Source organism: Mycobacterium saskatchewanense (assembly GCF_010729105.1).
Taxonomy (GTDB): domain Bacteria; phylum Actinomycetota; class Actinomycetes; order Mycobacteriales; family Mycobacteriaceae; genus Mycobacterium; species Mycobacterium saskatchewanense.
Genome location: NZ_AP022573.1, coordinates 4606633 through 4626075, shown reverse-complemented (window position 1 = coordinate 4626075; position 19443 = coordinate 4606633). Strand labels below are relative to the sequence as shown.

At 68.0% G+C, this 19443-nt stretch carries 15 protein-coding genes; 5 read left to right on the top strand and 10 right to left on the bottom strand.

Annotated elements, in window-relative coordinates; genetic code table 11:
• Window positions 1-3 precede the first annotated feature (3 nt).
• On the top strand, window positions 4-801 hold the full coding sequence (locus G6N56_RS21800) for an SDR family NAD(P)-dependent oxidoreductase (protein ID WP_085258141.1): 798 nt from the start codon (window positions 4-6) through the stop codon (window positions 799-801).
• A 22-nt stretch (window positions 802-823) separates the two neighbouring features.
• The gene (locus G6N56_RS21795; protein ID WP_085258142.1) at window positions 824-1585 is read left to right on the top strand and encodes a TVP38/TMEM64 family protein; all 762 of its coding nucleotides are present in this window, start codon (window positions 824-826) and stop codon (window positions 1583-1585) included.
• Between the two features lie 3 nt (window positions 1586-1588).
• Here the strand turns inward: G6N56_RS21795 and G6N56_RS21790 are convergent, their stop codons facing one another.
• Both G6N56_RS21790 and G6N56_RS21785 read right to left on the bottom strand, forming a co-directional pair.
• Window positions 1589-2536 (bottom strand): class I SAM-dependent methyltransferase, encoded by a 948-nt coding sequence (locus tag G6N56_RS21790; protein WP_085258143.1) that lies wholly within the window; start codon window positions 2534-2536, stop codon window positions 1589-1591.
• Between the two features lie 7 nt (window positions 2537-2543).
• Window positions 2544-3494: a class I SAM-dependent methyltransferase gene (locus tag G6N56_RS21785; RefSeq protein ID WP_085258165.1), complete on the bottom strand. Its 951-nt coding sequence runs from the start codon at window positions 3492-3494 to the stop codon at window positions 2544-2546.
• A 147-nt stretch (window positions 3495-3641) separates the two neighbouring features.
• On the opposite strand from G6N56_RS21785, the gene G6N56_RS21780 reads away from it, so the two are divergent.
• Window positions 3642-6017 carry a lysylphosphatidylglycerol synthase transmembrane domain-containing protein gene (locus tag G6N56_RS21780; RefSeq protein ID WP_085258144.1) on the top strand — a complete coding sequence of 792 codons (2376 nt, stop codon included), beginning with the start codon at window positions 3642-3644 and terminating at the stop codon, window positions 6015-6017.
• An 8-nt stretch (window positions 6018-6025) separates the two neighbouring features.
• On the opposite strand, the gene G6N56_RS21775 is transcribed toward G6N56_RS21780, so the two are convergent.
• On the bottom strand, window positions 6026-8674 hold the full coding sequence (locus tag G6N56_RS21775; RefSeq protein WP_085258145.1) for a GH92 family glycosyl hydrolase: 2649 nt from the start codon (window positions 8672-8674) through the stop codon (window positions 6026-6028).
• 417 nt (window positions 8675-9091) lie between these two features.
• On the opposite strand from G6N56_RS21775, the gene G6N56_RS21765 reads away from it, so the two are divergent.
• Window positions 9092-9574, top strand: coding sequence for a hypothetical protein (locus tag G6N56_RS21765; RefSeq protein WP_085258166.1), 483 nt, complete (start codon window positions 9092-9094; stop codon window positions 9572-9574).
• A 12-nt stretch (window positions 9575-9586) separates the two neighbouring features.
• On the opposite strand, the gene G6N56_RS21760 is transcribed toward G6N56_RS21765, so the two are convergent.
• The 4 genes from G6N56_RS21760 to galT are packed head-to-tail and all read right to left on the bottom strand — an operon-like array spanning window position 9587 to window position 12857.
• Entirely contained in the window at window positions 9587-10258 is a 672-nt protein-coding gene (locus G6N56_RS21760; RefSeq protein ID WP_085258146.1) for a PAS and ANTAR domain-containing protein, read from the bottom strand.
• Complete coding sequence (locus G6N56_RS21755) at window positions 10255-10593, bottom strand: hypothetical protein (protein ID WP_085258147.1); 339 nt, start codon at window positions 10591-10593, stop codon at window positions 10255-10257. The genes G6N56_RS21760 and G6N56_RS21755 overlap by 4 nt, the downstream gene beginning before the upstream one ends.
• A 48-nt stretch (window positions 10594-10641) precedes the next feature.
• A complete protein-coding gene (locus G6N56_RS21750) occupies window positions 10642-11733 on the bottom strand; it encodes a galactokinase (RefSeq protein WP_085258148.1) in 1092 nt (363 codons plus the stop codon).
• Window positions 11730-12857, bottom strand: a complete 1128-nt coding sequence (galT, locus tag G6N56_RS21745) for a galactose-1-phosphate uridylyltransferase (RefSeq protein ID WP_085258149.1) — start codon at window positions 12855-12857, stop codon at window positions 11730-11732. Before galT ends, G6N56_RS21750 begins: the two co-directional genes overlap by 4 nt.
• 64 nt (window positions 12858-12921) lie before the next feature.
• Here galT and G6N56_RS21740 point away from each other — a divergent pair, with 64 nt between their 5' ends.
• The gene (locus G6N56_RS21740; protein ID WP_085258167.1) at window positions 12922-15129 is read left to right on the top strand and encodes an FUSC family protein; all 2208 of its coding nucleotides are present in this window, start codon (window positions 12922-12924) and stop codon (window positions 15127-15129) included.
• A 135-nt stretch (window positions 15130-15264) separates the two neighbouring features.
• Here the strand turns inward: G6N56_RS21740 and G6N56_RS21735 are convergent, their stop codons facing one another.
• The 3 genes from G6N56_RS21735 to G6N56_RS21725 all read right to left on the bottom strand — a co-directional run bounded on the left by G6N56_RS21735 (window position 15265) and on the right by G6N56_RS21725 (window position 19255).
• Complete coding sequence (locus G6N56_RS21735; protein ID WP_085258150.1) at window positions 15265-15891, bottom strand: TetR/AcrR family transcriptional regulator; 627 nt, start codon at window positions 15889-15891, stop codon at window positions 15265-15267.
• Between the two features lie 62 nt (window positions 15892-15953).
• Entirely contained in the window at window positions 15954-18821 is a 2868-nt protein-coding gene (locus tag G6N56_RS21730; RefSeq protein ID WP_085258151.1) for an MMPL/RND family transporter, read from the bottom strand.
• Window positions 18818-19255 carry an MmpS family transport accessory protein gene (locus G6N56_RS21725; RefSeq protein ID WP_197746677.1) on the bottom strand — a complete coding sequence of 146 codons (438 nt, stop codon included), beginning with the start codon at window positions 19253-19255 and terminating at the stop codon, window positions 18818-18820. Before G6N56_RS21725 ends, G6N56_RS21730 begins: the two co-directional genes overlap by 4 nt.
• Between the last annotated feature and the right edge of the window lie 188 nt (window positions 19256-19443).

The window sequence follows — 19443 nt, the reverse complement described above, 5'->3', positions numbered from 1 at the left end:
TACATGACACTCCCACCGCCATCCACCGGGTCCGTCGCCCTTGTTACGGGCGCGTCCTCAGGCATCGGTAAAGAATTCGCCCGGCAACTTGTGGCCCGCGGCCACCGCGTGGTCGTCACCGCCCGCCGGGAGGACCGGTTGAAAGAGCTGTGCTCGGAGCTGGGCGGTGACACGCACGCTGTCGCCGTAGGCGCCGATCTCGCGGTTCCGCAGGACCGAGACCGGCTCGCCGCGCGGATCGAAGAGCTGGGCGCGCACGTTGCTGTGCTGGTGAACAGCGCCGGTCTCGGCATCTACACGAAGTTCGGCGCCAACGGTCGCGACGAGGAATTGCAGGTGCTGCGCGTCGATGTCGAGGCCGTTGCCGATCTGATGCTGCGCTACCTGCCGGGCATGGTCGAGCGAGGGCGCGGCGCGATCATCAACATGTCGTCGGTGTCGGGGTTTCAGCCGGCGCCGTACGGCGCCGGCTACGCCGCGGCCAAAGCGTACGTGCTGTGGCTGTCCGAGGCGGTACACGCCGAGGTCGCCGGTAACGGGGTGACGGTCACCGCGGTTTGCCCCGGTCCGGTCCCAACGGAATTCCAGGCGACGAACGACGCGGTTCACGTGATCGACCGGTTACCGACGTTCACGCAGGTCTCCGCCGAACGTGTAGTCGCCGACGCGTTGAAGGCCGCCGACCGCGGGCGCGCGTCCGTGGTGCCCGGAGGCCCGCGGGTACAGCTCACGCTGGGATCGTCGCGGTTCATTCCCGCGCCGCTGGCCAGGCCTATCGTCACACGAATGATGAAGCGCTGAGAACGGTTCTCACAGCACGGCTATGGCGGTAGCGAAGAAGCGGATCACCACGACCGACGGCACCGAGTCGGCCCCGGCGTCCCGGTGGCCCCACATCCTGCGCCTCGCCGTGTTCGGGGTGTTTTTGCTCGCGATGTTCTATCTGGTCGCGGTGGCGCGGGTCGTCGACGTCGACGAGGTGCGGCGGATCGTCTCCGCGACGGGGTCCGCGGCACCGCTGACCTACGTGGTGGCGTCGGCAGCGCTGGGCGCCTTGTTTGTGCCGGGTTCGATACTGGCGGCGGGCAGCGGGCTCCTCTTCGGGCCCCTGCTCGGGATCTTCGTGACGCTGGGGGCGACGGTGGGCACCGCGATCGTCGCGAGCGTCGTCGGGCGCCGGGCCGGAGCGAACAGCGCCCGGGTGCTATTGGGGCCCATGCGCGCCGACCGGATCGATGCGCTGATCGAGCGCCGCGGACTGTGGGCGGTCGTGGGTCAGCGCTTCGTTCCCGGGATCTCCGATGCGCTGGCCTCCTACGCCTTCGGGGCGTTCGGAGTTCCGTTGTGGCAGATGGCCCTCGGATCGTTCATCGGCTCCGTGCCCCGGGCCTTCGCCTACACCGCGCTCGGCGCATCGATCGCGAATCGCTCCTCGTGGCTGGCATATTCGGCGATAGCGGTGTGGTGCATCAGCGCCGTCGTGGGCGCCGTCGCCGCCCGGCGCGGCTACCGGCGATGGCGTACGCACGCCGGGCGCGGCGAGGGGGACGCTCGGCAAGAAGGACCGGGAGCTAGCGCCCAATAGGCGTCAGGCCCGCTGCGCGGCCACGAAAAGGTTGCCGGGGACGGCGTCCTCGACCTCTTGGGCCGCCTGGCGGCCATACCCCGCCATCAGCTCGTCGGCGGGCGTGACGGTCACGTTCCAGCCGTGGCGACGGAACCAGTCACCGACGTCCTCGCGCTCCTCGAAGTACCACAGCTCTTCGGTGCGGGGCACCTGGCGCTGCGGGTCCACCTTGGCCATCAACTCGCGGATGCGGTCCATCCGCTCGCGTCGCCTCGCACGAAACTCGGGGTCGAGAAACTTCGGGCCCAACGCCTCCACGGCCACCCGGCTACCCACCGCGGCGAGCCCGTGAACACGGTCGAACAGCAGATCCTGAGCGGCCGCCGGCAGGTACGGCATCAGGCCCTCGGCGGACCAGGCACTCGGCGCCGAGGCGTCGAAACCGGCCTGCCGCAACGCCTCCGGCCAGTCGTGGCGCAGGTCCACCGCGACGGCGACCCGGTCACAGGCCGGCCGCGCGCCATGCTCGGCCAGCGTCGACTGCTTGAAGTCCAGCACCCTCGGCTGGTCCAGCTCGTACACCGTGATGCCGTCCGGCCACGCCAACCGCCACGCCCGCGAGTCCAGGCCGGCCGCGAGGATCACCACCTGCCGGATGCCCGCATGCGTGGCGTCAAGGAAGAACTGGTCGAAAAACGCGGTGCGCGAAGCCATGTAGCCGACCATCGCCCGCCTCTGCAGCGGCAGCTGCGGCTCCGCCTCGAGGACCTCCGGGGACAGCTGGGCCGCGGAGTACCAGTTCCACACCCCGTCGCCGACGGCGTCGAGGAAGACCTGCGCGAACGGATCCTTGATCAACGGGTTCTCGCTGCGGGTTTCCGCCGCCCGTGCGGCGGCCACCCCGAGCGCCGTCGCCCCGACGCTCTCGGTGATCTCCCAGCTGTCGCCGTCGGACCTGGCCGTGCTCATTCGACGCTCACTTCCCCTCAGCACGCTCGCCCGCGACGAAGAGCGTCTGCGGGATCGCACCCTCGACGCCCTGCGGAGGCCTGCGGTCGTAACTGGCCAACAGCTCCTCGGCGGGCGTCACCACCACCTCCCAGCCGTGCCGGTGCAGCCAATCGCCGACGTCCTCACGCTCCTCGAAATACCACAGGTCCGCGACGTCGGGTATGTCGCGCTCGGGTTCCAGCTCGGCCATCACGTCGCGCACTCGCTGCATCGTCTCGCGCTGCCGGGCGATGGCGTCCTCGTCGAGGAAGTCGGGGCCCGGCGCCTCCACGGCGATCCGGCTGCCCGCTGCGCCGAGCGCCTGAACCCGCTCGAACAACAGCTCCTGGGCCGCCGCGGGCAGGAACGGCAGCAGCCCCTCGGCCGACCACGCGCTCGGCGCGCCGGGGTCGAAACCGGCCTCCCGCAACGCGGCGGGCCAGTCGTGACGCAGGTCGACGGGAACGGTGACCAGGTCGCAGGCAGGCGCGAACCCGTTGTCGCGCAACGTCGCCAGCTTCCACTGCAGGACCTGCGGCTGGTCAAGTTCGTAGACCGTGACACCGTCCGGCCACGCCAGCCGCCACGCCCGCGAGTCCAGGCCCGACGCCAGGATCACCACCTGGCGCACGCCGGCGGCGGCCGCGTCGAGAAAGAACTTGTCGAAGAACGCCGTCCGGACGGCCATGTAGTCGACCATCCCCTGCATCCTCGGCTTGAGGTCCGGTTCGGCCTCCGCGACCTGGGCGGGCAGGTCGGGGGCCGCGAACCAGTTCCACATCCCCTCGCCGGCGGCGTGCAGGAAAACACGGGCGAATTCATCCCTGATCAGCGGGTTCTCACTGTCGGTCTCCGCGGCCCTGGCCGCCGCGACGCCCAGGGCCGTCGCGCCCACGCTTTCGGTGATCTCCCAGGTGTCGTTGTCCGTCCTCGCCACGGTCACCCTCCCCTTCGCCGGCACGCGCATGTGTCCGACCCTACGCGCGCCGGATGCGAGCAAGCTTTCGCGCAACCGGGTATCCGGTTAACTTGTCCGTCGGGGCGCCAACGGTCCGGAGCCCGAGCCGCGAGGGATATTGGGACGATGCGAGTCGACGGGCGCGAGGTCAGCGTTTCCGGCAGCTTGCTGCAACCGCTGGCCCGGCGAACCAACGACATCCTGCGCCTCGCCGCGAGCGTCGTGCTGCTGGCCACCGTGATCACGAGCTCGCTGATCACCCGACCCCAGTGGGAGGCGCTGGAGAAATCCATCTCCCAGATCGTCGGGGTGCTCTCTCCCCGGCAATCCGACCTGGTCTACCTCGCGTACGGCGTCGCGATCCTGGCCCTGCCGTTCATGATCCTGATCGGGCTGATCGTCGCGCGCAAATGGAAGCTGCTCGGCGCCTACGCGGCGGCCGCGCTGCTGGCGGCGCTGCTGCTGTCGTTGGGCGGCAACGGATTCTCGGCGCCCCGGTGGCACTTCGACGTGTCCGACCGCCTCCAGACCGTGCTGGCCCAGTTCCTCGATGACCCGCGCTGGATCGCGATGCTCGCGGCCGTGCTGACGGTGGCGGGCCCCTGGCTGCCGGCGCGGTGGCGGCGGTGGTGGTGGGGCCTGCTGCTGGCATTCGTGCCGATCCACCTGGTGGTCAGCGCCATCGTGCCGGCCCGCGCACTGCTGGGCCTGGCGGTCGGGTGGCTGGTCGGGTCCCTCGTGGTGCTCGTCGTCGGCACGCCCGCGCTGGAAGTGCCGCTGGAGGCGGCCGTGCGGGCGATGGCCAAGCGCGGCTTCGTCGTCTCCCGGCTCACCGTGGTGCGGCCGGCCGGGCGCGGACCGCTGGTGTTGTCCGGCGAGTGCGAGCACCCGGACGACTCGGCCGTGATCGAGTTGTACGGCCCGCACCAACGCAGCGGCGGCGCGCTGCGTCAGCTCTGGAGCAAGCTGCGGCTGCGCGACGCCGAGACCGCCCCGCTGGTCACCTCCATGCGCCGCGCCGTCGAGCATCGCGCTCTCATGGCGATCGCCATCGGGGACCTGGGGCTCGCGAACACCTCGACGATTGCCGTGGCTCCCCTGAGCCGGGGCTGGATGCTGTACTCGCACCAGCCACGCCGCGGCGTGCCCATCGACCGCTGCGCGGAGACGACTCCCGTCGCGCGACTGTGGGAGTCGCTGCACGTCCTCAACGGCCACCAGATCTCCCACGGCGACCTGCGCAGCCACGAGATCACGGTCGACGACGGCACCGTCCTCTTCGGTGACTTCTTTAGCGCCGAGTACGGAGCCACCGACGCGCAACTCCAGTCCGACATCGCCCAGCTGCTGGTGACGGCGTCGGCGCTGTACGACCCGAAGCAGGCGGTGGCCTCGGCGATCGACGCGTTCGGCAAGGATGCGATCCTCGAGGCGTCCCGACGATTGACGAAAACCGCTGTGCCGAAGGGGATCCGCAAATCGGTTCCCGATTCCGGCGCGGTCATCGCGGCCGCCCGGGCGGAGGTCAAGCGGCAAACCGGCGCGGACCAGATCAAGACCGAGACGATCACCCGGTTCACGCGCAGCCAGGTGATCCAGCTGGTGCTCTTCGGCGCGCTGGTCTACGTCGCCTACCCCTTCATCAGCACGGTGCCGACGTTCTTCTCCGAGCTGCGGCACGCCAACTGGTGGTGGGCGGTGCTGGGCCTGGCGGTGTCGGCGCTCACCTATGTGGGGGCGGCGGCGGCGCTGTGGGCGTGCGCAGACGGGACGGTGGGCTTCTTCACGCTCTCGATCGCGCAGGTCGCCAACACCTTCGCCGCGACCACCACCCCGGCCGGCGTCGGCGGCCTGGCGCTGAGCACGCGGTTCCTGCAGAAGAACGGCCTGACCGCCATGCGGGCCACCGCGGCGGTGGCGCTGCAACAGTCGGTGCAGGTGATCGTCCACCTCACGCTGTTGGTGTTGTTCAGCGCGCTGGCGGGCGCGTCGGCCGACCTGTCACATTTCGTCCCGAGCGCTACCATGCTCTACCTGATCGCCGGCGTGGCGCTCGGCATCATCGGCACGTTCCTGTTCGTGCCCAAGCTCCGCATGTGGTTGGCGACGGAGGTGCGGCCGAAGCTGGCCGAGGTCACGAGCGACCTGCTGAAGCTCGCCCGCGAGCCCAGGCGACTGGCGCTGATCCTGATCGGTTGTGCCGGAACAACTCTGGGCGCGGCCCTGGCGCTATGGGCCAGCGTCGAAGCCTTCGGCGGGGACACCACCTTCGTCACCGTCACCGTGGTGACCATGGTCGGCGGGACCCTGGCCTCCGCCGCCCCGACACCGGGCGGCGTGGGGGCCGTCGAAGCCGCCCTGATCGGTGGTCTGGCCGCCTTCGGCGTGCCCGCGGCGGTCGGCGTGCCGTCGGTGCTGCTGTACCGGATCCTCACCTGCTGGCTGCCGGTGTTCGTCGGCTGGCCCGTGATGCGCTGGCTGACCAAGAACGAGATGATCTGACGGCCGTATCAGTCCTGGCCGGAGTCGGCCATGACCACGGCCAGGACCACCGCCCGCCGCACGCTCTGGCCGACCGTGACGTCGAGGTTCACCAGCTCGTACCCCTCGGGCACCGATCGCGCCACCGAGATCGTGACGGCGGGGTCGGCCGATCCGTCCGCGCCGAATCGGGCGGACATGGGCGCCACGGAGATCCCCGTGACCCCGGTGTCGGAGGCCGCACCGGTGATGGCGTACCCGTCGGCACCGTCGACCATCCGTTGCAGGTCGACCTTGACGGTGCCGGTGCTCCCGGGCGCGATGGTGACGACCGGACGCCAAACGTTTACGGTCACAGCCGTGCCGCCCGTCCCGAATGACGGCGGCGCGGAGGATTCGGCGGTGCCCCACACCTTGTCGGGGTAGGCGGCCAGCGTGAACGTCAGGTCCGCGCCCGTGCCGACGATCGACTCCGGGAGCGACGTGTGATCGGTGGGCCGGCCGTCGACGCTCAGGCCGCTGATGTACCGGAGGTGTTGCGGCCCGGACGCCCCTGGCGCGGACATCCGGATGGACCTGCCGCCCGGAAGCGCGATGACCGCGCGATCGAAAAGCGGTGCGCTCACCGAGAGTATCGGCGTGCCGGGAGTGCTCGGATACAGCCCGAGCGCGGCCCACACGTACCAGCTGGCGAGGGCGCCGAGGTCGTCGTTGCCCGGCTCCCCGTCGGGTGTGGGACCGAAAAGCCCGCGCACGCGATCCACCGTGAACTGGGTCTTCCACGGTTGCCCGACGTAGTTGTACAGCCACGGCACCGCGAAGCCGGGCTCGTTGCCGGCCCACAGGTACGGCTCGCCGGGCCCGACGTTGAGCTTCCTGGTGAAGCGGTCCAGCCGCCCGGCCACCGCCGCGCGGCCGCCGAGCGCGGTGACCAGCCCGGCGACGTTGTGCGGCACCCACCAGACGTACTGCTCGGCGTTGCCCTCGTCGAAGCCGTCCTGCCCAAAGCCGAAGCGGGACTGCACAAATCCGGGGCCGGGTCGAAACAGCCCGGTGGTCGCGTTGCGGGGCGAAATGTAATGGGTGCTCGGATTGAACAAGTTCTGCCAGTACTGCGAGCGGTCCTGGAAGGCCGCGGCGGTCGCGGCGTCGCCGAGCGAGTCGGCGAAGCGGGAGATAGCGAAGTCGTCGACCGACCACTCCAGCGTGATCGACGCGCCGGCAATGCGGTCGTCGGTCCGGAACGCCGCGCTCTGCGGCGCGTAACCCAGCGCCAGGTAGGTGTCGATGCCGGGCCGCTCGACGTAGCCGTGCAGGCCGACACCGCCGTGCTCGGCCGCGTCGACCATGTAGCGCAGTGCCGTCCGGGCGTCGAAATCCCTCGCCCCGAAGGCATGGAAATTCGCGATGAGCGGGACGACGTTGTCTCCGGTCATCTCCCCGGTCGCGGCGTTGGCGAGCGGCCAGCGGGGCAGCGCCCCGCTCTGTTCGGCGTCGTTGACCAGGGATTGGGCCATGTCACCGGCCCGTTCGGGAAAGAGCAGCGCCTGCAGGGCCGCCAGGCACCGGTAGGTGTCCCAGTCGGAGAAGTTGGCGTACTGGGTGTGGCCCGCCGCCACGGCGTGGGTCACCCCGTCGAATCCGACATAGCGGCCGTCGGCGTCGTTGAACGTATTGGGGTGCAACAGGGATCGGTAGAGCGAGGTATAAAACGTCGCCAGGTTGTCGGCGTTCCTGCCGGCCACCTCGATGCGTGACAGGGCGGCGTTCCACTGCGAGACCGCTGCGTCGCGCACGCCGTCGAAGGTGGCCCCGCTTTCGGCAGCCAGGTTGGCCCGCGCGCCGTCGAGGCTGACGTAGGACAGCGCCGTCCGCACCTCGAGCGCCGAGCCGGGCGGGAACGACACGTATCCCCCGCTGTAGGGCGAGACCACGGTGCGGGCACCGGCTGAAACCCCGTAGCCGTCCCACGCGCCGTAGGAGACGAACGGCTGGCTGAACTTCATCGCGAAATACACCGTGTAGGTGTTTCTCTTGCCGCAGAACCCGCCGCTGGTGGCCCAGCCGGTGATCGTCGTGTTGTCGTCGCCGATCTGCATGGCCGCGCGCGAATTTCCCGCCAGCGAGGCGCCGGAGCGCACGTGGAACAGGGCGGGGCGCCCGTTGCGCGGGTAGCTGAACCGGCCGACTCCGGTGCGGGTGGTGGCGGTGAGCTCCGCGGTCACGCCGGTGTCCGGAAATCGAACCGTGTAGTAGCCCGGCACACCCTGTTCGGTGTCGTCGTGCGCGATCCTCTCCGACGCGTTCCAGGGCTGCGCGCCGATGTCGGTGGTCGTCGGCAGCATCGAGATGTCGCCGAACGCGGCGCATCCGACCGAGGCGTGGGTCATGCTGAAGCCGGTGGAGTGGGGATTGCCGTAGCTGTAGCCGGCGTAGTCGTTCACCGTGTCCGGCGAATACTGCACCATGCCGAACGGGACGGAAGCGCCGGGGAAGTTGTTGATCTCGCCCACGATGTCGCCGCCCGTCCCGGTGCCGATCAGCGTGTCCACGTGCTCGACGGGGTTGGCGACGAAGCCGGGCTCGCCGTCGTAGGAGATGGGTGGGGCCGCCGCGACGAAAGCCACCAGGACAGCGGTCGCGGCGACGAGCGCGAGGAGCGCCTTCCGCGACTTCATACCTGTCTCTTACTGGATGAGCCCGTACTCGCGCGGCTGTTTGCGAGATGAATGCGCGCAAATTCGGATTCATCCGGGCACGATGATGAGCTTGCCGCGCTTCGCGGTGCCGTTGCGTTCCAGCTCCGTCAGCGCCGGGATGGCTTCCGACAGCGGCACCGTCCCGGCGATGCCTTTCGGCGCTGGCCGCGGCCCGGGAATTGGATGTCCATGGCCAAGCTGGGATCTTCTCGAGTTTCTCGCCGTGCAGCGTCGGAGAACCGGCGTGATCGCGTTGCCGAGGGTCGCACGATCTGCTATTTGTCACATGTCTTCTAGCTTGGCGAACCCGGGCAACCACACGGTGGCGGTGATCGACTGGCGGAGGGCGCCGGCTCCGGCTGTCGCGCGGGACTCCTTGGCCTTACCGTGTACTCCATGGCAGAACAGCCGTATGCGGTTGACGCCGGGCACCCGCCGTCGCTGGTGATCCGTCTGGTCAATCCGATCCTGGGCGTGCTGCTGCGCACCCCGCTCGCCGGGCCCGCGGGCAAGCAGCTGATGGTGCTGGGCTTCACCGGACGAAAGACGGGCCGCCAGTTCTCAATTCCGGTGAGCGCGCACCTGATCGACGGCGACCTCTATGCGCTGACGGGTGCCGCATGGAAGCAGAACTTCCGCGACGGCGCCCCCGCCCGCGTGGTGTACGGCGGCAGGACCATCGCGATGCGCGGTGACCTCATCCGCGATCCCGCCACCGTCAGCGAGCTCCTCCTGCGTTGCGCCGAGTCGTACGGCGTGCGGCGCGCGCAGCGCATGATCGGGCTGAAGTTCCGCGAGCAGCGCATCCCCACGCGGGAGGAGTTCGCCGAGGCGGTCAACCGGCTCGGCCTGGCGGCGGTGCGCTTCACGCCGGCCTAATAGCGTTGCCGTTCAGCCGGACACGCGCAGGTGAGCGGTCAGCAGCCGCTGGTCGAACTGCGCCCGGGAGGAGATAGCCTCCCTGCCCAACTCCTTGAAGTCCTTGCCGATCTGCTCGGCGAGAGGCGCCAGCTTCATGTTGCGCACCTGGGACAGCGATTTGAGCAAATCGAAAGCGGCCGACTCGTCGATGCCGTAGACCAGCATCAGCATGCCCTTGGTCTGGTCGATCACGGTGCGCCGCTGGGCGATCGCCGCGACCTTCGCGGTGATGACATCCTCGGAGTTCGTTTCCGGTTCCGCCGTGACGTCGATGTAGAAGCCGTGGGTGCCGATCACCTCGTCGTTGTCGTCGCAGAATTGGTCGCCGACCACCACCACATCGTGGGTGGCGCCACCGGTGTCGACGATGCGGTGCCGCGTGCTGAAGGCGCCACGGCGTTCGACCATGTCGTCGATGGTGGCGGCCACCTCGTCCCGATCGTCGGGGTGCTTGTGCGAGACCACCAGGTCGGTGGTCGGTGTCACCGTTCCGGGTTCGTAGCCGTGCATCCGCTGGACCTCGTCGGACCACTCCCAGCGCTGATCCGCGAAATAGAATCGGAACCAACCCGCACGCTGCGGAACGCCGCCCGCGAGCGCCTGCTCGACGACTTCGGTCTGACCGTTGAGATCCCACGTCATGGCGCACCCCTCGCCCGAGTCCCCGCGACGGACTGCTCTTTGGCGAATTGCTGGCGGAGGGCGACCGTCCGCCGGATGCGCACCTCGGACATCCGGCACAATTCGCGGGAGCGATCGACCTGCTGCCGCGACTTTTCCAGGGAGCGCAAGACCGAGCGCTCCAGCGAACTGGTCCGATCGGACCCGACGTGCCGCTCGAGGCGCTCGCGCAACACCGCCGTCCGGCGCGCGGCCCGGGCGCGATGCGCCTTCTGCCGGCACGCCGACGAGCAGTAAACCGCGTCCGATCGGGCCGAGAAGCTCCGGCCACACATCACGCACGCGGTCACGCTCATAGCCGTTACGTTACAACTAAAGGCCGCGTTACGACCGATAGGTGCCGCTCATCCACCCGGTCCGGCGCCCGCGGCCGCCCGGGCGGGCGTGATGACCGGGCGCGGGTGACCGGCGCTGATCACCGTTTGCCGCACCGCCTCGGCCACGGCGTCCGCCCGTCGGTCCGGGACCAGCGCGATCACGCAGCCACCGAACCCGCCGCCGGTCATTCGTGCTCCCAACGCGCCCGCGCGCACCGCGGTGTCGGCGATCAGGTCGATGTATTCGGTGGTGATGCCGAAGTCGTCGCGCATGGACACCTGGGAGGCGCTCAGCAGGCGTCCGGCTTCGACGAAGTCCGAATTACCCACCGCGGCAACGAAATCCAATACCCTGCCGTTTTCCGTCAGGACGTGGCGTGCGCGGCGGGCATCGATCGGGTTGCGGACCGCGTCCAACTCCGCGCGCCCGCGATCCCAGACGTCGCGTAACGACGACGCCTGTAGGTCGGCGGCCGCCCGCTCGCACGACGCGCGTCGCGCCGCGTACTCGCCGTCCGCGTGCGCGTGACGGGCCCGCGAGTCGATCAGCAGCAGCGCCACGCCGCCCGCCTCGGGGTCGAAGGGCACCGGCGAGATGGTGAGGTCGCGGAAGTCGATCAGCAGCGCCGTCGCCGGTTCGCCGAACAGCGCGGCGAGCTGATCGAGCAAGCCGGTTGGGGCACCGACATAGTCGTTCTCGGCGCGCTGGGCGAGCCGCGCCTGCTCTTTCCGGTCGATCCGGACGCCGATGGCCTGCGCGATCGCGCCCAGCACCGCGCACTCCAGCGCTGCGGACGACGACAGCCCCGACCCCATCGGCAGGTCGCTGGTGATGGACATCGCGCCGCCGGGCACCGGGTGCCCGGCTTGACGTAACGCCCACACCACGCCGGCCACGTAGGCGGCCCAATCGATGACCTGTCCGGGAACGGTTCCGAGCGGAAATCTCACCGCACCCTGTGCGCGCGTGCTGTGAACGGTGATCGCGTCGGTGCCATCGGGCGTGAACGTCACCACGGTGCGCTGCGGGAGCGCGATCGGGAGCGCGAAACCCAGGTTGTAGTCGGTGTGCTCGCCGATCAGGTTGATCCGGCCGGGCGCGCCATAGCGGACGGTCATCGGAGTTCCCGGAGCCGCTGGGCCACGCTTTCGGGCGTGACGTCGCTGATGAACGCGCCCATCGCCGACTCGGAGGCCGCCAGGTACTTGAGCTTGGTGGCGCTGCGCCGGATCGACATCAGTTCGACGTGGAAGTAGCCTTCGTCCTGCTCTTGAGCGTCGGCGTACTGGTGCAACGCCGAGATGTAGGGCAGCGGGCCCGCATACATCCGGTCGAACCGCCCCAACACGTCCAGGTAGATCTGCGTGAACCCGTCCAACTCGTGGTCGGTGAGCTCGATGAGGTTGTGCACGAACCGGTTTGGGTAGACATGAACCTCCACCGGCCAGCGCGCCGCGAACGGCACGAACGCGGTGAAGGACACGGTGCGCGCGACGATGCGGCTGCCCTCGGCGACCTCGCGCGCCAGCATGTCGGCAAACAGGTTGTTCCCGTGGGCTTTCCGGTGTCGGCGCGCCTGCTCGAGCATGGCCGCCGTGCGCGGCGTCAGATACGGGTAGCCGTAGATCTGGCCGTGCGGGTGGGTCAACGTCACGCCGATCTCCTCGCCGCGATTCTCGAAGCAGAACACCTGCTCGACGCCGGGGAAGGCCATGAGTTCGGCGGTGCGGTGCCGCCACGCGTCCACGACCAGCCGGGCGTGCGGCGGGGCCAGTCCCGCGAAGGAGCCCGTGTGGTCGCTGGAGAAGCAGATCACCTCGCAGTGGCCGTGGCCGGGCGCGGACACGAAGCCCACTCCGCCGGGGACCGGGGCCACGCCGGAACCGGACAGGCTGGGGAACCGGTTCTCGAAGACGACGACGTCGTAGTCGGGAGCGGGGACCTCGCTGGTCAACCCGGTGGGCCCCGGGCACAGCGGGCACTGGTCGGGGGGCGGTTTGTAGGTGCGGTCCTGGCGGAGGGCGGCGACGATCACCCACTGCCCGGTTGACCGGTCGAACCGCAGCTGGGACTGGTCCGGCTTCCGCTCGGGCAGGGGGCGGCGATCCTCGACCGGGGCAGGACGGCGCCCGGGCAGCGAAAAGAACAGCATTTCACGGCCATCGGCCAGCTTCGCCCGCGTCGGCCCCGTCACGATGTCGAAGACTAGCTTGGCCGTCGCCCCGCGGTTTGGGGTAACCATGTTGAGTAAGCGCGAGGAAGGCGGTCAGGCGATAACTGTTCTCTACGAACGAGCCCGCAACTGGGTGATCGGCTCCGATCCTGGGCTGCTTCGACTGCGGATGGCGACGCGCACGACGGCCGCGCTCGGCTGTTCGCTGCTCATCCTCTCCCTGCTGACCAGGGCGACTGGTGAGCCGCTGACGGTCGCTTTGCTGGGGGTCGTCATCACTATGGTGGCGTCGCGGTCGGTCAACGAGCCGGACCCCCGGCAGCAGCGGATCACGATGGCGCTGCTGCCCGCGCCGGCCGCCCTGGCCATCACCACCGCGGCGCTACTCGCCCCGCACCCGGTGGCCGCCGACGCCGCCTTCGTGACGATCGTCTTCGCCGCCGTCTACATCCGCCGGTTCGGGCCGCGCGGCCGGGCGCTCGGCATGGTCGCGTTCATGTCCTACTTCTTCACCCTGTACCTGCGGGCCCGAATCTCGGAGCTGCCCTGGATGATCGGCGCGGTCGCGGTGGGAACGGTGTGTACGTACGTGATGACCGCGCTCGTGCTGCCGGATCGGCCCGACAGCGTGCTGCGCGACACCATCCGGGCGTTACGCGCCCGGATGGCGATCGTCATCGACACCACCGCGGAGGCCGTCCGCACCGGGCGCGTCGACCAGCGCCGGCGGCGTCGGATGCGGGCGCGGACACTCCGGCTGAACGAGACCGCCCTGCAAGTGCAGAGTCAGATCGAGGACAAGGCCAAGTTCGCCACGCCGTGGCCCGGTGTCACCAGCGAACGGCTGGCCCCGTGGCTCTTCGACGCCGAACTTGCGATCGAATGGGTCGCCACCGCCGGCCGACGGGCGGCGGAGGTCGCCTCCGAGTATCCCGGCGCCCTGACGGCCGCCACGCGCGCCGCCCTGGTCGGGGCGCTCACCCAGCTGTCGCGGGCGATCCGCATCCCCGAACCCGACGGACTCCGGCAGGCCGCGGCGCAGGCGCAGCAACTGCTGGACCAGCAGTGCGGCGCCGCGGACACTGCGCCCGACGACCCAGGGAACGCCGCGGTCCGCCGACTCGCCCTGGCCATCATCAACGCCGCGACGGCCACCTCCGAAGTGCGGGCGATGGTGCAGCGAGTCACCACCGGCGACGACCTCGCCGCCGTGGACGTCGCACCCGCCCCGGCGGCGGAAAGCTCCGCACCGGAAGAGGCCGCCGCCGGCGCCGAGGAGCACCCGGGCCTGCTGCCCACGACCCGCCAAGCCATCCAGGTCGCCGTCGCCGCGTCCCTGGCCATCGTCGCCGGCGAGTTGGTGTCGCCCGCCCGCTGGTACTGGGCGGTGATCGCGGCGTTCGTGATCTTCGCCGGGACCAACTCGTGGGGCGAAACGTTGACCAAGGGCTGGCAGCGCCTGCTCGGGACCCTGCTCGGCGTGCCCTGCGGCGTGCTGGTGGCCACCGTGCTCTCGGGCGACAAGACGGCGTCGCTGGTGGCGATCTTCGTGTGCCTGTTCTGCGCCTTCTATTTCCTGACCGTCACCTACAGCCTGATGACGTTCTGGATCACCACGATGCTGGCGTTGCTGTACGGGCTGCTCGGCGAGTTCTCGTTCGGCGTGCTGATGCTGCGGATCGAGGAGACCGCGATCGGCGCCGTCATCGGGGCCACCGTCGCCATCCTGGTGCTGCCGACGCACACCAGGAGCGCCATCCGCACCGACGCGCGCGCCTTCTTGACGGCGTTGTCCGCGTTGATCGAGGTCTCCACCGCGACCATGTTCGGCGCGGACGACACGGCGAGCCCGACCGACCGGGCGCGTGAACTCGACCGCAAGCTGCAGCAGTTCCGGGTCAGCGCCAAGCCGCTGCTGACCGGGTTGGCGGGGATCGCGGGGCGCCGCAACATCCGGCGCGGCCTGCGGTTGTTCACCGCGTGCGATCACTTCGGGCGGTCGTTGGCGCGCAGCGCCGAGCGCTACCGGATTCCGCCCGGCTCGCAGGAGTTCGCGGACGCCTTCATGTCGGCCGCCGCGCAGACCCAACGCAACATCGACGCGTTGGTCGAAGCGATCGACGGCACCCACGAACCGACCATCGTCTCGGTGACCGACGAGCTCGACCGCGCCGAGAGCCTGGCCCGCCAGCTCGACGAACGGGCCGCACCGCGGCCCGAAACCCGGCGACTCCTCTACGCCGTGCACGCGCTGCGTCAGATCGACCGGGCCGTCGTCACCACCGCAACGAATCTCGGCGCGCGCGACCTTCCCAAGGTGCCCCGCGCGACGGCCGGCTGACCATCGCCCCCAGCATCCCGTTCACTTCCGGGTGCTGACCGCGGGAAGGGGCCGGACAGCCGGTCGATGACCGTGACCTGTGTTGAGGGCCGGGCATCCTCGGCCATCCGGACTTTTGTCGCTTCGCCCGTGCTGTCAACGCCCTGCTGGTCGATCGTATGGCTGTACGGCGGGCAGGATTAGTGTGTCGATCACCAGCCGTACGAAGTCAGCGTCAACGGTCTGTCCGCTGATGACGCGCAGTAATCCCATCGCCGTCAAGACGTCGGCGGCCAATGACCACCCGCTGGCGCTGGCTATTTCGCCACGGTCAGCAGCCCGCGCCAAAATCGCCGAGAGCACGCGTCTGCCCTTGAAAAGAACGAGGTCATTGAGCGCTGTAGCGAGGTTGGGATCGTGCGCGGCCTCCAGGGCGACTCGCAGCACAAGGTCGTTGGTAATCAGCGAATCGTCGTTTCGCTTGGCACGTTCGACAAGGGCATCAAGGTCACCGGCCAGGCTGCCGGTGTCAGGCGCATCATCGGTGAGCAGGTCAGGGCGCCAGTAGACAAGGGCGTCGGTCATCAACGCGGCCTTCGACGACCATCGTCGGTAGATCGCGGCCTTACCGACGCCGGCCCGCGCGGCGATGTCATTCATGTTTGTGGCGTCGTACCCATGCTCCGCCAGGGCCGCCAACGCGGCGTCGAGGATCGCGGGATCGCGCGAGCGATCGAGTCGCCCGTCGGTGCGCTGGCGCAGTTTTGATTCCGGCTCTGCCATGGTTTCCGGCCTGTCAGCTAACGAAGTGAATATCGACAGCTTGGCAGACGGGCGGACAAGGTTCACACTCCCGGCAGGTGTGACGCGGACACTGTGTGCGCGTCGACGGACGCGGGAGTGGATCGATTGATACGGAACGTGTTGATGGGCCACCAAAACCAATGTCCGAGTGCGGCGGCGATCGACGGCGTCATGAACGAACGCACGATCAGGGTGTCGACGAGGAGGCCTAACCCGATCGTGGTGCCGAGTTCTCCGATCACCCTCAACTGACTGACAATCATCGACATCATCGTGAAGGCAAAGACCAAACCCGCCGCCGTGACCACGCGTCCCGAAGCGCCCATGCCGCGGATGATTCCGGTATTGAGGCCGGCGTGGATTTCTTCCTTCAGTCGGGATACGAGGAGCAGGTTGTAGTCCGATCCCACCGCAAGCAGGATCACAACCGACAGCGGCAGCACGATCCACTGCACCCCAAGCCCGATCAGGTCCTGCCACAACAGGACCGACAAGCCACAAGCGGTGCCCAATGACGCGGCCACTGTGCCCACAATCACGACCGCCGCGACGAGGCTGCGAGTGATCAGCAGCATGATCGCGAAAATCAGGATTAGCGAAGAGATACCGGCAACCAGCAGGTCGATGATGACGCCCTGTTGCATGTCGGAATACATTGAAGCGGTCCCGGCCAGGTACACGCTCGCCGATTCCAGCGGAGTTCCCTTGATGGCGTCGGCGACCGCGTCCTTCACTCCCGCGACGTGCTTGATTCCCGCTACGGAAGCGGGATCACCCTGGTGAGTGATGATGAACCGGACGGCTTTACCGTCCGGCGACACAAACATCTTCAGACCGCGCTGGAAATCGGGGTTCTTGAAGACTTCGGGTGGCAAGTAAAACGAGTCGTCGTTCTTGGCCTCGTCGAAGTATTGGCCCATCAGGGTCGAGCCCTCCGCCCCCTCCTGCGTATGGGCCTGAATGCCGGCCATCGTGCTGTGGGTCGACAGCATGAAGTCACGCATGGTCTTCATCGAATCGATGGTCCGCGGAAAATCGGCCACCAATTGCGGCATCAACCGGTCCAGCCGGTCGAGATCGCCTGTGAGACCGGTCAGTTGCTCCGAAATCTCGTCGATACCGTCCAGGGCATCGAAGATGGACCGCAGCGACCAGCAGACGGGAATGTCGAAACAGTGCCGCTCCCAATAAAAGTAGCTGCGAATTGGCCTGAAGAAATCATCGAAATCCGCAATGCGGTCCCGCAATTGGTTGGTGGTGTCAACCATGTCGTGGGTCTTGCCGACCATGCTGTGAGTCGTTGCCGTGAGTTCTTTCATGACGCCGTACATGTGCTCCATGACGGCGATGGTTTTGCCCAGCTCGTCGGCCTGCTCGAGCATTTGAGCCATGGAGTCATTCATGAATTTCGCGGTCTGCAACGTGGCCGAATTCTGCATCGCGATCTGAAACGGGATCGAGCTGTGCTCGATTGGTGCGCCGAGCGGCCTGGTGATGGTCTGCACCCGCTCGATGCCGTGCAGGTGAAAGACGCTCTTGGCGATGCGGTCTATTACCAGCATGTCCGCCGGATCCCGCAGGTCATGATCGGCTTCGACCATCAACAGTTCCGGATTCATCCGCGCTTGCGAGAAGTGCCGTTCGGCTGCGGTCATCGCGGCGTTGGCCGGCATGCCCTCGGGTGTGAACTTCTGGTCATCGTAGTTCGGCACGTAGGTCAACAGACTGATGAACCCGATGACGGCGATGCCCACGGTCACGACGATGATCGGTTTGGGCCAGCGCACCACGGCCGTGCCCACCTTGCGCCAACCACGCATTGAAACCGCGCGTTTGGGATCAAACAATCCGAATCGCGAGCCGATGGCGAGTACCGCCGGTGCCAGCGTCAGCGCCGCAAAGACGATGACCAGCAGAGCGATCGCGCACGGTAACCCCATGGTCTGGAAATACGGCAGCCGGGCCGCCGTGAGGCACAGACAGGCACCTGCGATGGTCAAACCCGACCCGAGGATGACGTGCGACACGCCGTGATAGGCCGTGTAGAAAGCCTCCTCCCGCTCTTGGCCCAAAGATCGCGCTTCGTGATAGCGGCCCAGCAGGAAGATGACGTAGTCGGTCCCCGCGGCGATGCTGAGCATCGTGATCATGCTGACGGCGTACGGCGTGAGGCCGATGATGTTGAGGTTGCCCGCGGTGGCGGTAATGCCTTGCGCGGCAAACAGCTCGATGCCGATCACCACCAGGCACAGGACGGTTGTGACGATTGACCGGTAGACCAGCAGAAGCATCACGAAGATGACACCGATCGAGACCAGCGCCATCGTCGCCATACTCTTGTGCCCGACGACGCTGGTGTCGGCGTTGAGGACGGTATTCCCCGCCACATAAGCCTTCACGCCCGGTGGCGCAGGTGTGTCGGCGACGATCTTGCGCACGGCGGCGACCGACTCGTGGCTGGGGGTCGTGCCCTGGGCACCGTCGAGGAAAACCTGGACGTAGGCGGCCTTGCCATCCGGGCTTTGCGATCCGGCGGCGGTCAGCGGGTCGCTCCAGAAGTCCTGCACGTTCTGCACGTGCGTGCGATCGTTCTTGAGTTTGCTGACAATGTGGTTGTAGAAGTCGTGCGCGCTGTCGCCGAGCTTGTCCTGCCCCTCCAGCACCACCATCGCCGTCGAGTCGGTATCGAATTCCTTGAACTCTTGGCCGATGTGCATCATCGCTTTGAACGCCGGGGCGTCTTTGGGAGTCATCGGCACCGAGTGCTGGGTCGCAACGTCGTCAAGGGATGGCGAGAACACACCCAGGGCGATCGCGATAAACAGCCAACCCAGCGCGACCGGTGCCGACAGGATGCGAATGAGCCGGGGCACGGTCGAGCGCCGAGGCGGAAAATGCGTATTACTCATACGGATTTCACCAAGCAGTAGATGAATGGTTGGTATTCATCGGCCCTGCGGTCATCCCGCACTTGGCCGTCCACGATCACCCGGCACCGCAGGGCGTCCACCTCCGCGCCACCTTGGGCGACAACGTTGGCCGACATCGACGGTAGCGTCGTGACAATCGTGAACGACCACGGGAGCGGGGCGGCACCGACCAGGTGGGGCTGACCGTTTTCATCGAGGTAGTTGACGCTGACGATGCCGTTTGGCGCTCCGGTTATTTCATAGGTGATGTGTTTGGGATTGAACGGTTTGGTGTTGCCGCCATTGCCCTCGCCGTTCGTTGCGCCGCCGTGCGCCCCGAAGGTGTCCCGTATCCGCATGACCGCATACCCGCCGATTGAGATCACCACTACAAGCAGCAGCGCCATCCATGCCTGTCTCAATGCGCGGAGCAGCATTCCCGGTCTCCCCTTCATCTTTCGACCGCTGCCGGCGGTGCGGGCCGGGCCGGGCAATCCTCGAAAACGGCGCGGCGTACGCGTCCGGAACGCCCGGACGCCCGGACGGAACTCGAGTTCCGTTGTCCGGTTGCGCTGAACTGTACAGCATTGCGGCACCAGTCGGCGGGTTGGCGGCGGGTTGA

Coding starts and splice junctions, on each gene's coding strand:
- G6N56_RS21800 (WP_085258141.1), top strand. CDS start 4: ATGACACTCCCACCGCCATCCACCGGGTCCGTCGCCCTTGTTACGGGC.
- G6N56_RS21795 (WP_085258142.1), top strand. CDS start 824: ATGGCGGTAGCGAAGAAGCGGATCACCACGACCGACGGCACCGAGTCG.
- G6N56_RS21790 (WP_085258143.1), bottom strand. CDS start 2,536: ATGAGCACGGCCAGGTCCGACGGCGACAGCTGGGAGATCACCGAGAGC.
- G6N56_RS21780 (WP_085258144.1), top strand. CDS start 3,642: ATGCGAGTCGACGGGCGCGAGGTCAGCGTTTCCGGCAGCTTGCTGCAA.
- G6N56_RS21775 (WP_085258145.1), bottom strand. CDS start 8,674: ATGAAGTCGCGGAAGGCGCTCCTCGCGCTCGTCGCCGCGACCGCTGTC.
- G6N56_RS21765 (WP_085258166.1), top strand. CDS start 9,092: ATGGCAGAACAGCCGTATGCGGTTGACGCCGGGCACCCGCCGTCGCTG.
- G6N56_RS21760 (WP_085258146.1), bottom strand. CDS start 10,258: ATGACGTGGGATCTCAACGGTCAGACCGAAGTCGTCGAGCAGGCGCTC.
- G6N56_RS21755 (WP_085258147.1), bottom strand. CDS start 10,593: ATGAGCGTGACCGCGTGCGTGATGTGTGGCCGGAGCTTCTCGGCCCGA.
- G6N56_RS21750 (WP_085258148.1), bottom strand. CDS start 11,733: ATGACCGTCCGCTATGGCGCGCCCGGCCGGATCAACCTGATCGGCGAG.
- galT (WP_085258149.1), bottom strand. CDS start 12,857: ATGGTTACCCCAAACCGCGGGGCGACGGCCAAGCTAGTCTTCGACATC.
- G6N56_RS21735 (WP_085258150.1), bottom strand. CDS start 15,891: ATGGCAGAGCCGGAATCAAAACTGCGCCAGCGCACCGACGGGCGACTC.
- G6N56_RS21730 (WP_085258151.1), bottom strand. CDS start 18,821: ATGAGTAATACGCATTTTCCGCCTCGGCGCTCGACCGTGCCCCGGCTC.